Source organism: Pseudomonas sp. MD195_PC81_125, from assembly GCF_014060985.1.
Taxonomy (GTDB): domain Bacteria; phylum Pseudomonadota; class Gammaproteobacteria; order Pseudomonadales; family Pseudomonadaceae; genus Aquipseudomonas; species Aquipseudomonas parakoreensis.
Genome location: NZ_JABULD010000377.1, coordinates 1 through 12,097, shown reverse-complemented (window position 1 = coordinate 12,097; position 12,097 = coordinate 1). Strand labels below are relative to the sequence as shown.

General features: G+C 57.5%; 11 protein-coding genes and 1 pseudogene. All 12 read left to right on the top strand.

The genetic code is table 11. The features are described 5' to 3' along the window. Positions 1-10 precede the first annotated feature (10 nt). Positions 11-1,693: a membrane protein insertase YidC gene (yidC, locus tag HT737_RS15675; RefSeq protein ID WP_027610285.1), complete on the top strand. Its 1,683-nt coding sequence runs from the start codon at positions 11-13 to the stop codon at positions 1,691-1,693. Between the two features lie 81 nt (positions 1,694-1,774). Next, positions 1,775-3,145, top strand: coding sequence for a tRNA uridine-5-carboxymethylaminomethyl(34) synthesis GTPase MnmE (gene mnmE, locus HT737_RS15670; protein ID WP_182403187.1), 1,371 nt, complete (start codon positions 1,775-1,777; stop codon positions 3,143-3,145). A 552-nt stretch (positions 3,146-3,697) separates the two neighbouring features. Beyond that, on the top strand, positions 3,698-5,596 hold the full coding sequence (gene mnmG, locus HT737_RS15665) for a tRNA uridine-5-carboxymethylaminomethyl(34) synthesis enzyme MnmG (RefSeq protein ID WP_095667935.1): 1,899 nt from the start codon (positions 3,698-3,700) through the stop codon (positions 5,594-5,596). Continuing rightward, positions 5,593-6,236 (top strand): annotated as a pseudogene (rsmG, locus tag HT737_RS15660) (16S rRNA (guanine(527)-N(7))-methyltransferase RsmG). Before mnmG ends, rsmG begins: the two are co-directional and overlap by 4 nt. An 18-nt stretch (positions 6,237-6,254) precedes the next feature. Then, entirely contained in the window at positions 6,255-7,052 is a 798-nt protein-coding gene (locus HT737_RS15655) for a ParA family protein (RefSeq protein ID WP_041073588.1), read from the top strand. Between the two features lie 9 nt (positions 7,053-7,061). Beyond that, complete coding sequence (locus tag HT737_RS15650; RefSeq protein ID WP_041073587.1) at positions 7,062-7,934, top strand: ParB/RepB/Spo0J family partition protein; 873 nt, start codon at positions 7,062-7,064, stop codon at positions 7,932-7,934. A 148-nt stretch (positions 7,935-8,082) separates the two neighbouring features. Continuing rightward, positions 8,083-8,490 (top strand): F0F1 ATP synthase subunit I, encoded by a 408-nt coding sequence (locus HT737_RS15645; protein ID WP_003229783.1) that lies wholly within the window; start codon positions 8,083-8,085, stop codon positions 8,488-8,490. 16 nt (positions 8,491-8,506) lie between these two features. Next, the gene (gene atpB / locus HT737_RS15640; protein ID WP_047297389.1) at positions 8,507-9,376 is read left to right on the top strand and encodes a F0F1 ATP synthase subunit A; all 870 of its coding nucleotides are present in this window, start codon (positions 8,507-8,509) and stop codon (positions 9,374-9,376) included. A 133-nt stretch (positions 9,377-9,509) separates the two neighbouring features. Next, the gene (gene atpE, locus HT737_RS15635; protein ID WP_003097235.1) at positions 9,510-9,767 is read left to right on the top strand and encodes a F0F1 ATP synthase subunit C; all 258 of its coding nucleotides are present in this window, start codon (positions 9,510-9,512) and stop codon (positions 9,765-9,767) included. Positions 9,768-9,826: 59 nt separating this feature from the next. Further along, on the top strand, positions 9,827-10,297 hold the full coding sequence (locus HT737_RS15630) for a F0F1 ATP synthase subunit B (RefSeq protein WP_011336718.1): 471 nt from the start codon (positions 9,827-9,829) through the stop codon (positions 10,295-10,297). 12 nt (positions 10,298-10,309) lie between these two features. Further along, on the top strand, positions 10,310-10,846 hold the full coding sequence (locus HT737_RS15625; protein ID WP_007911956.1) for a F0F1 ATP synthase subunit delta: 537 nt from the start codon (positions 10,310-10,312) through the stop codon (positions 10,844-10,846). A gap of 21 nt (positions 10,847-10,867) precedes the next feature. Continuing rightward, a partial coding sequence (gene atpA, locus HT737_RS15620; RefSeq protein ID WP_182403185.1) for a F0F1 ATP synthase subunit alpha occupies positions 10,868-12,097 on the top strand: 1,230 nt, incomplete at its 3' end.

The following is a 12,097-nucleotide window of genomic DNA, read 5'->3' as shown; positions in this document are numbered from 1 at the left end:
CCGAGTAATCATGGATATCAAACGCACGATCCTGATCGTCGCCCTGGCAATCGTGTCCTACGTCATGGTTCTTAAATGGAACCAGGATTATGGCCAGGCTGCCCTGCCGACTCAGAATGTTGCTTCCAGCACGACTGCATCCGGTTTGCCGGACACCGTTCCTGGCAATAACGCTTCCGCCAGTGACGATATTCCGCGTGCCGCCAGCGATACCAGCGCACCTGTGGAAACGCCAGTCGCTGCCAGCAAGGATCTGATCCAGGTCAAAACCGACGTGCTCGATCTGGCGATCGATCCACAGGGCGGTGACGTTGCTCAATTGACTTTGCCACTGTATCCACGTCGTCAGGACCGTCCTGATGTGCCGTTTCAACTGTTCGACAACGGCGGCGAGCGTACTTATCTGGCACAAAGTGGCCTGATCGGCACCAACGGTCCGGACGCAAGCCCGGCCGGTCGTCCGGTTTACGCTTCGGAGAAGAAAAGTTATCAACTGGCTGACGGTCAGGACCAACTGGTTGTCGACCTGAAGTTCAGCAAGGACGGCGTCAATTACATCAAGCGTTTCACTCTGAAACGCGGCCTGTATGACGTGACCGTGACCTACCTTGTGGATAACCAGAGCGCTCAGCCTTGGTCGGGTTCGATGTTCGCCCAGCTTAAGCGCGATGCCAGTGCCGACCCTTCGTCGACCACTGCCACCGGCACCGCGACTTACCTGGGCGCTGCCCTGTGGACAAGTTCCGAGCCGTACAAGAAAGTGTCTATGAAAGACATGGACAAAGGTCAGCTCAAGGAAACCGTCACCGGTGGCTGGGTAGCCTGGCTGCAACACTACTTCGTGACTGCGTGGGTTGCGCCGAAAGGCGAAAACAACATCGTTCAGACGCGTAAAGACAGCAAAGGCAACTACATCATCGGTTACACCGGTCCTTCGCTGACCGCTGCACCGGGTGCGAAAGTTGAAACCAGCGCCATTCTGTACGCCGGTCCGAAAAGCCAGGCCGTGCTGAAACAGTTGTCCCCAGGTCTGGAACTGACGGTCGACTACGGCATTCTGTGGTTCATCGCTCAACCGATCTTCTGGCTGCTGCAACACATTCACGCGATTGTGGGTAACTGGGGCTGGTCGATTATCTTCCTGACCATGCTGATCAAAGGGATCTTCTTCCCATTGTCGGCCGCCAGCTACAAATCGATGGCGCGCATGCGTGCCGTTGCGCCGAAACTGGCTGCATTGAAAGAGCAACATGGCGATGACCGGCAGAAAATGTCGCAAGCCATGATGGAGCTGTACAAGAAAGAGAAGATCAATCCGCTGGGCGGCTGCTTGCCGATCCTCGTGCAGATGCCGGTTTTCCTTTCGCTGTACTGGGTTCTGCTGGAAAGCGTGGAAATGCGCCAGGCGCCATTCATGCTGTGGATCACTGACCTGTCGATCAAGGATCCGTTCTTCATCCTGCCGATCATCATGGGCGCGACCATGTTCATTCAGCAGCGTCTGAACCCGACTCCACCGGATCCGATGCAGGCGAAGGTGATGAAAATGATGCCAATCATCTTCACCTTCTTCTTCCTGTGGTTCCCGGCTGGTCTGGTGCTGTACTGGGTTGTGAACAACTGCCTGTCGATTGCCCAACAGTGGTACATCACGCGTAAGATCGAAGCGGCGACGAAAAAAGCCGAGGCGTAACTTACTCTGTGGATAACACCACTCAAAACGCCCCCTAGTGGGGCGTTTTGCTATCTGCCACTTTTGTCTGGATTCCGGTTTATGAGCGTACCTCGTGAAACCATCGCCGCTGTCGCCACCGCTCAAGGTCGCGGCGGTGTCGGCATCGTCCGTATTTCCGGGCCGTTGGCCAGCGTCGCAGCCAGAGCCATCAGCGGCCGTGAACTGAAACCGCGTTACGCGCATTACGGTCCGTTTTTCAGTGATGATCAGCAAGTGCTGGACGAAGGACTGGCTCTGTATTTCCCGGGGCCGAACTCGTTCACCGGCGAAGACGTGCTGGAACTGCAGGGCCACGGCGGCCCGATTGTTCTGGATATGTTGCTCAAGCGTTGCCTGGAACTGGGTTGCCGTCTGGCCCGCCCCGGTGAATTCAGCGAGCGCGCGTTCCTCAACGACAAACTCGACCTGGCGCAGGCCGAGGCGATTGCCGATCTGATCGAAGCCAGTTCTGCACAGGCGGCACGCAATGCCTTGCGCTCGCTGCAGGGAGCGTTTTCCCAGCGTGTGCATAACCTCACCGAACAACTGATCGGCCTGCGCATCTACGTGGAAGCTGCCATCGACTTTCCGGAAGAGGAAATCGACTTTCTTGCCGATGGCCATGTGTTAAGCATGCTCGACAAGGTACGCGAAGAGTTATCCACTGTGCTGCGAGAGGCCGGACAGGGTGCCTTGTTGCGCGACGGTATGACCGTGGTGATTGCCGGTCGTCCGAATGCCGGCAAGTCCAGCCTGTTGAACGCACTGGCCGGCCGCGAAGCCGCGATCGTGACTGAGATCGCCGGTACCACGCGGGACATTCTGCGCGAACATATCCACATTGATGGCATGCCGTTGCACGTGGTGGACACCGCCGGTCTGCGCGATACCGATGATCAGGTGGAAAAGATTGGTGTTGAACGAGCGCTGAAGGCGATCACCGAAGCCGACCGGGTGCTGCTGGTGGTCGATGCCACTGCGCCGGAAGCGGCGGATCCGTTTGCCCTGTGGCCGGAATTCCTCGAAACCCGGCCAGATCCGGCCAAAGTCACCTTGATCCGCAACAAGGCTGACCTGACGGGTGAGACGATTGCCCTGGAAGTCAGTGACGATGGCCACGTGACCATCAGCCTCAGCGCCAAATCCGCCGGCGAAGGTTTGGAATTGCTGCGCGACCACCTCAAGGCCTGCATGGGCTATGAGCAAACCTCGGAAAGCAGCTTCAGTGCCCGTCGCCGCCATCTGGAGGCCCTGCGCCACGCCAGTGCAGCGCTGGAACATGGTCGTGCACAGCTGACGCTGGCAGGTGCCGGTGAACTGCTGGCCGAAGATTTGCGTCAGGCACAGCACTCACTGGGCGAAATCACCGGGGCATTCAGCTCCGATGACCTGCTCGGCCGGATCTTTTCCAGCTTCTGCATCGGTAAATAACCCCTCTGCTGTAACCAGACAGGCCCATTCGCGGCCTGTCTGCACCCTCATTTCCAATTCCTTTCTCCAGTGCCGGGAAGATTCTCTCTCCCTCAGCGGATTTCCCTCGGCCGTCGTACAGTCGCTCAGCCTATTTCTGTGGATTAAGCCCTGTGAATAACTGCCACTGAGGGCAGTTGATAACAGGGCTCCAAAACTGGATATAACTGCCTCTGTGGATAACCACCCCATTCATCCACAGGCTTAAACCGGTTATTCAAGGGCCTCATTGGCACCTGGTCACAGGGTTTTGAAACGCTGTACATACTGAAATATAAGGCTTGTAGCGATCTATCCACAGAAAGGATGGTCAGTAAGAATAAACATAAAAACAAAGGTTTTATAAATTTCTTCTCTTTTTTATTCTTTTGATCTCGAGTTCTCCACAGCTGGTTAAATTTTGTGCAAAGGGTTCTTTAGGAAGGGCGAAGTCCCTATACTTGTCGACCAGGTTCAGAAACCTGATCTCAAACTATTCCTGAATGACCTACTTAAGCAGGCACGAGGTGCGTGGTGGATTTCCCTTCCCGTTTTGAAGTGATCGTCATCGGCGGCGGTCATGCCGGTACCGAGGCAGCACTGGCCTCAGCACGTATGGGGGCAAAAACCCTGTTGCTGACGCATAACGTGGAAACCCTCGGTGCCATGAGCTGCAACCCGGCCATCGGTGGCATTGGCAAAAGCCATCTGGTCAAGGAAATCGATGCCCTCGGCGGCGCGATGGCGGTGGCTACCGACCTGGGTGGCATCCAGTTTCGCGTGTTGAACAGCCGTAAAGGCCCGGCCGTGCGTGCGACTCGTGCCCAGGCGGACCGGATTCTGTACAAGGCCGCTGTCCGCGAAATCCTGGAAAACCAGCCGAACCTGTGGATATTTCAACAGGCTGCTGACGACTTGATCGTCGAGCAGGAACAAGTGCGTGGTGTGGTCACACAAATGGGTCTGCGCTTCTTCGCCGATTCCGTGGTACTGACCACCGGAACGTTCCTCGGTGGACTTATCCACATCGGTTTGCAGAACTTCTCCGGCGGTCGTGCCGGTGATCCGCCATCGATTGCCCTCGCACATCGTCTGCGTGAACTGCCGCTGCGTGTCGGTCGCCTGAAAACCGGTACGCCACCGCGCATCGATGGCAAGTCTGTGGATTTCTCGGTGATGACCGAGCAACCAGGCGATACGCCGATCCCGGTGATGTCGTTCATGGGCAACAAGGAACAGCATCCACGCCAGGTCAGTTGCTGGATTACTCACACCAACGCCCGCACCCACGAAATCATTGCGGCGAACCTCGACCGTTCGCCGATGTATTCCGCTGCCGGCGAGATCGAGGGCATCGGCCCGCGTTACTGCCCATCGATCGAAGACAAGATTCATCGCTTTGCCGACAAGGAAAGCCATCAGGTGTTCATCGAGCCGGAAGGCCTGACCACCCATGAGCTGTACCCGAACGGGATATCCACAAGCTTGCCGTTCGACGTGCAATTGCAGATCGTGCAATCGATTCGCGGCATGGAAAACGCACACATCGTGCGTCCGGGTTATGCGATCGAGTACGACTACTTCGATCCGCGCGACCTGAAGTACAGCCTGGAAACCAAAGTCATCGGCGGTCTGTTCTTCGCCGGGCAAATCAACGGCACCACCGGTTACGAAGAAGCCGGTGCGCAAGGTTTGCTCGCCGGGGCCAACGCTGCGCTGCGCGCCAAGGGCAAAGAAGCCTGGTGCCCGCGCCGCGATGAGGCGTACATCGGCGTACTGGTCGACGACCTGATCACCCTCGGTACCCAAGAGCCGTACCGCATGTTCACTTCCCGTGCCGAGTACCGCCTGATCCTGCGTGAAGACAACGCCGACCTGCGTCTGACCGAAAAAGGCCGCGAACTGGGTCTGGTCGATGACGCGCGTTGGGCGGCGTTCTGCAAGAAGCGCGAAAACATCGAACTGGAAGAGCAGCGCCTGAAAAGCACCTGGGTTCGCCCGGGCACGCAGCAGGGTGATGCGATTGCGGAAAAATTCGGCACACCGCTGACTCACGAATACAACTTGCTCAACCTCTTGAGCCGTCCGGAAATCGACTACGCTGGTCTGGTCGAAGTGACCGGGCAGGGCGCCGAAGATCCACAGGTCGCCGAACAGGTTGAAATCAAGACCAAATACGCCGGTTACATCGACCGTCAACAGGACGAAATCGCCCGTCTGCGCGCCAGTGAAGACACGAAACTGCCTGTGGATATCGATTACACCAACATTTCCGGTCTCTCCAAGGAGATCCAGAGCAAGCTCGGTGCGACGCGTCCGGAGACGCTCGGCCAGGCTTCGCGGATTCCGGGCGTGACCCCGGCAGCGATTTCGCTGTTGATGATTCATTTGAAAAAACGCGGCGCGGGCCGTCAGTTGGAGCAAAGCGCTTGAGTTCTAAGGTCACTTCGCAACACGCCGAAGAGTTATCCACAGGAGCCCGCGCGCTCGGTGTCGATCTCAGCGCAGCCCAGCACGAATTGCTGCTGGGTTACCTGGCCCTGTTGATCAAATGGAACCAGGCCTACAACCTGACTGCAGTGCGTGACCCGGACGAGATGGTCTCGCGGCATCTGCTCGACAGTCTGAGCGTGATGTCGTTTATCGAAGACGGTCGCTGGCTCGACGTCGGCAGCGGCGGCGGCATGCCAGGGATCCCGTTGGCGATCCTGTATCCGGACTCGCAAGTGACTTGTCTGGACAGTAACGGCAAGAAAACCCGCTTCCTGACTCAGGTCAAACTCGAACTCAAACTGGATAACCTGCAAGTTATCCACAGTCGTGTCGAAGCTTTCCAGCCTGCTCAGCCATTTAACGGGATCATCTCCCGGGCGTTCAGCAGCATGGAGAACTTCACCAACTGGACTCGCCATCTGGCGATGCCGACACGCGCTGGCTGGCAATGAAGGGCGTTCATCCGGCCGATGAGCTGGTAGCATTGCCGGCAGACTTCAAACTCGATAGCGAACACGCCCTGGCCGTCCCCGGTTGCCAAGGCCAACGCCATCTGCTGATACTGCGCCGCACGGCATGATTGGGAACACAAGCAAGAATGGCTAAGGTATTCGCGATAGCGAACCAGAAGGGTGGTGTGGGCAAAACCACCACCTGCATCAACCTCGCAGCATCCCTGGTCGCGACCAAGCGCCGGGTGTTGTTGATCGATCTCGATCCACAGGGCAACGCCACCATGGGTAGCGGTGTGGATAAACATGGCCTGGAAAACTCGGTCTACGACCTGCTGATCGGCGAATGCGATCTGGCCCAGGCCATGCACTTCTCGGAACATGGCGGTTATCAACTGCTGCCGGCCAACCGGGATCTGACGGCGGCCGAAGTGGTGCTGCTGGAGATGCAGATGAAGGAAAGCCGTCTGCGCAGCGCGCTGGCGCCGATCCGTGAAAACTACGATTACATTTTGATCGACTGCCCGCCGTCGCTGTCGATGCTCACCCTGAACGCACTGGTCGCTGCTGACGGGGTGATTATCCCCATGCAGTGCGAATATTTTGCGCTCGAAGGCTTGAGCGACCTTGTGGATAACATCAAGCGCATCGCCGAACTGCTGAACCCCAACCTCAAGGTCGAAGGTTTGTTGCGCACCATGTACGACCCGCGGCTGAGTCTGATGAATGATGTTTCGGCGCAGCTCAAGGAACACTTTGGCGAACAGCTGTACGACACAGTGATCCCGCGCAACATCCGCCTGGCCGAAGCACCGAGCTACGGTATGCCGGCACTGGCCTACGACAAGCAATCGCGCGGCGCGCTGGCCTATTTGGCCCTGGCGGGCGAGATGGTTCGCCGTCAGCGCAAAAATTCACGCATCGCCGCTGCCCAGCCAACTTAAGGAATCCCCATGGCCGTCAAGAAACGAGGTCTCGGACGTGGACTGGATGCACTGCTGAGTGGTCCGACCGTCAGCGCGCTGGAAGAACAGGCGGCGCAGGCCGATACCCGTGAACTGCAACACCTGCCTCTGGATCTGCTGCAGCGCGGCAAATACCAGCCACGCCGCGACATGGACCCGCAGGCACTGGAAGAGCTGGCGTCGTCGATCAAGGCGCAAGGCGTGATGCAGCCGATCGTGGTGCGCCCGATTGGCGGCGGCCGCTTCGAAATCATCGCCGGTGAACGCCGCTGGCGCGCCAGCCAGCAGGCCGGCCAGGAAACCATCCCGGCGATGGTCCGTGATGTGCCGGATGAAACCGCGATCGCCATTGCGCTGATCGAGAACATCCAGCGTGAAGACCTGAACCCGATCGAAGAAGCCGTCGCCTTGCAGCGTCTGCAGCAGGAATTCCAGCTCACACAACAACAGGTGGCCGAGGCTGTGGGTAAGTCCCGCGTGACTGTGGCTAACCTGTTGCGACTTATTGCACTGCCGGAAGTCATCAAGACCATGCTGTCCCACGGTGACCTGGAAATGGGTCATGCCCGTGCTTTGCTCGGTCTGCCGGACAATCAGCAGGTGGAAGGGGCGCGACATGTTGTCGCACGCGGCCTGACTGTGCGCCAAACTGAGGCACTGGTTCGCCAGTGGCTGAGTGGCAAACCGGAGCCTGTGGAAGCGGCCAAACCCGACCCGGATATCGCCCGGCTCGAACAGCGTCTGGCCGAGCGCCTAGGCTCTGCGGTGCAGATCCGCCACGGGAAGAAGGGAAAAGGTCAGTTGGTGATCGGTTACAACTCCCTCGATGAGCTTCAAGGTGTGCTCGCACACATCCGCTGAAACATTTCCTCATGTAGCGCGCAGTCGGAAATCACTACCTGACAGTTGAATAGGGGCAGAACCGCCCCTATACTCTGCGCGCATTTTGTCGGCACAAATTATGCCAAGTTATTGAATTTCGGCAGCCGGCCATTGGAGAGCAAACGTGATGGAAACCCGCAAGCCAAACCGCCTGCCGTTCCATCGCCTGGCGGTTTTTCCGGTGTTGATGGCTCAATTTGTCATTTTGCTCATTGCCGCTTTGGCGCTCTGGCAATGGCATGGAGTCGTTGCCGGATACTCGGGACTTTGCGGAGGCCTGATAGCCTTGCTGCCCAATGTTTATTTCGCTCACAAGGCATTTCGGTTTTCCGGCGCCCGAGCAGCCCAGTCCATCGTCCGGTCATTTTATGCCGGCGAGGCAGGCAAACTGATTTTGACGGCAGTGCTGTTTGCACTGGTGTTTGCAGGTGTGAAGCCATTGGCGCCGATCGCAGTATTCGGCGCTTTCGTGCTGACTCAGTCGGTCAGCTGGTTCGCTCCCCTGCTGATGAGAACAAGACTTTCGAGACCTTAGGGCGTTTGAGGCAACCATGGCAGAAACAACCGCTTCGGGCTATATCCAGCACCACTTGCAGAACCTGACCTTCGGTCAGCTACCTAACGGCGGCTGGGGCTTTGCCCATTCCGCAGCAGAAGCCAAGGAAATGGGCTTCTGGGCTTTCCACGTCGATACCCTCGGCTGGTCGGTCGCGCTGGGTCTGATCTTCGTTTTCCTTTTCCGCATGGCGGCAAAGAAAGCGACTTCGGGTCAGCCGGGTGCTTTGCAGAACTTCGTTGAAGTATTGGTCGAATTCGTCGATGGCAGCGTGAAAGACAGCTTCCATGGCCGGAGCCCGGTGATTGCACCGCTGGCACTGACCATCTTCGTCTGGGTGTTCCTGATGAACGCCGTCGACCTGGTACCGGTCGACTGGATTCCTCAGCTGGCCATCCTGATCTCCGGTGACCACCACATCCCGTTCCGCGCCGTGTCGACCACTGACCCGAACGCGACCCTGGGCATGGCGTTCTCGGTTTTCGCACTGATCATTTTCTACAGCATCAAGGTCAAGGGCATCGGCGGTTTCATCGGCGAACTCACCCTGCACCCGTTCGGCAGCAAGAACATCTTCGTTCAGGCCCTGCTGATCCCGGTGAACTTCCTGCTGGAATTCGTGACCCTGATCGCCAAGCCGATCTCTCTGGCCCTGCGTCTGTTCGGCAACATGTATGCCGGCGAGCTGGTGTTCATTCTGATCGCTGTGATGTTCGGCAGCGGCCTGCTCTGGCTGAGCGGCCTGGGCGTTGTTCTGCAGTGGGCGTGGGCTGTGTTCCACATCCTGATCATCACCCTGCAGGCGTTCATCTTCATGATGCTGACCATCGTCTACCTGTCGATGGCGCACGAAGAAAACCATTAAGAGCAGCCTCGGCTGATCTGATGTCCCTCCCGGTCAAACGGGAGGGGGCTCTTAACCGGGCCTCTGAAACGATTTGTTTTACCGCTTTAATCTAAAAAACCTAAACCATACGACGTAAAAGTCGGGAGGAAAGATGGAAACTGTAGTTGGTCTAACCGCTATCGCTGTTGCACTGTTGATCGGCCTGGGCGCACTGGGTACCGCAATTGGTTTCGGCCTGCTGGGCGGCAAGTTCCTGGAAGGCGCAGCGCGTCAGCCAGAAATGGTTCCAATGCTGCAAGTTAAAATGTTCATCGTTGCCGGTCTGCTCGACGCCGTAACCATGATCGGTGTTGGTATCGCTCTGTTCTTCACCTTTGCGAACCCGTTCGTTGGTCAGATCGCTGGCTAATTACCCGGATTCTTCCGAGTAATTTGATGTGATGGACAACGTAACTGCGAGGTGTTGGCGTGAACATTAATGCGACCCTGATTGGCCAGTCCGTTGCGTTCCTGATTTTTGTACTGTTCTGCATGAAGTTCGTATGGCCTCCGGTCATTGCGGCACTGCACGAACGTCAAAAGAAGATCGCTGATGGTCTGGACGCTGCCAGCCGAGCAGCTCGCGACCTGGAGTTGGCCCAAGAGAAAGCGGGTCAGCAACTGCGCGAAGCGAAAGCTCAGGCAGCTGAAATCATCGAGCAAGCCAAGAAACGCGGTAACCAGATCGTTGAAGAGGCTGTTGAAAAAGCCCGTATCGACGCTGACCGTGTGAAGGTTCAGGCTCAAGCCGAGATCGAACAGGAACTGAACAGTGTCAAAGACAAGCTGCGCGCCCAAGTGGGCTTGCTGGCTGTCGGCGGCGCCGAGAAGATCCTGGGTGCCACAATCGATCAAAACGCGCACGCAGAGCTGGTTAACCAACTGGCTGCTGAAATCTAAGCGAGGGCGATCATGGCAGAACTGACCACGTTGGCCCGACCTTACGCTAAGGCGGCCTTCGAGCACGCTCAGGCCCACCAGCAACTGGCCAATTGGTCAGCCATGCTCGGCCTGGCAGCAGCGGTGTCGCAAGACGACACCATGCAGCGCGTGCTCAAGGCCCCGCGACTGACGAGCGCAGAAAAGGCCGCCACGTTCATTGACGTGTGCGGCGACAAGTTCGATGCCAAGGCACAGAATTTCATCAATGTCGTTGCCGAAAACGACCGTCTCCCGCTTCTGCCGGAGATCGCCGCTCTTTTCGACCTGTACAAGGCCGAACAAGAGAAATCGGTAGACGTTGAAGTGACCAGTGCTTTTGCATTGAACCAAGAACAGCAAGACAAACTCGCCAAGGTTCTCAGTGCACGACTCAACCGGGAAGTGCGCCTGCAAGTTGCGGAGGATGCTGCCCTTATAGGTGGTGTCGTTATCCGCGCCGGCGACCTGGTTATCGATGGCTCGATTCGCGGCAAAATCGCGAAACTTGCCGAAGCATTGAAATCTTGAGTTTGAAGGGGCAGCAGAGCAATGCAGCAACTCAATCCTTCCGAAATAAGTGAAATTATCAAGGGCCGCATCGAAAAGCTCGATGTGACCTCCCAAGCCCGTAACGAAGGCACTGTCGTCAGCGTATCTGACGGCATCGTGCGGATTCACGGTCTGGCCGACGTCATGTACGGCGAGATGATCGAGTTTCCGGGCGGCGTCTACGGTATGGCCCTCAACCTGGAGCAAGACTCCGTAGGTGCCGTTGTACTGGGCGCATACACCAGTCTGGCTGAAGGCATGAGCGCCAAGTGCACCGGCCGCATCCTCGAAGTTCCGGTAGGTAAGGAACTGCTGGGTCGCGTAGTCGACGCACTGGGTAACCCTGTTGACGGCAAAGGTCCACTGGGCAACACCGAGACCGACGCGGTCGAGAAAGTTGCACCGGGCGTGATCTGGCGTAAGTCGGTAGACCAGCCTGTACAGACTGGCTACAAGGCTGTCGATGCCATGATCCCTGTCGGCCGTGGCCAGCGTGAGCTGATCATCGGTGACCGTCAGATCGGTAAAACCGCTCTGGCGATCGACGCGATCATCAACCAGAAAGACAGCGGCATTTTCTGCGTCTACGTGGCAATCGGTCAGAAGCAGTCGACCATCGCCAACGTGGTTCGCAAGCTGGAAGAAAACGGTGCACTGGCTAACACCATCATCGTTGCAGCGAGCGCTTCGGAATCTGCAGCACTGCAATTCCTGGCTCCGTACTCCGGTTGCACCATGGGTGAATTCTTCCGCGACCGCGGTGAAGACGCGCTGATCGTTTATGACGATCTGTCCAAGCAAGCAGTGGCTTACCGCCAGATTTCCCTGCTGCTGCGCCGTCCACCAGGCCGTGAAGCTTACCCAGGCGACGTGTTCTATCTCCACTCCCGTCTGCTGGAGCGCGCATCCCGCGTTTCGGAAGAGTACGTAGAGAAGTTCACCAACGGCGCAGTGACCGGCAAAACCGGTTCCCTGACCGCACTGCCGATCATCGAAACCCAGGCTGGCGACGTTTCCGCGTTCGTTCCGACCAACGTGATTTCCATCACCGACGGTCAGATCTTCCTGGAATCGGCCATGTTCAACTCGGGCATCCGTCCTGCAGTGAACGCCGGTGTTTCGGTATCCCGTGTGGGTGGTGCCGCTCAGACCAAGATCATCAAGAAGCTGTCCGGTGGTATCCGTACCGCTCTGGCTCAGTACCGTGAACTGGCGGCATTCGCCCAGTTC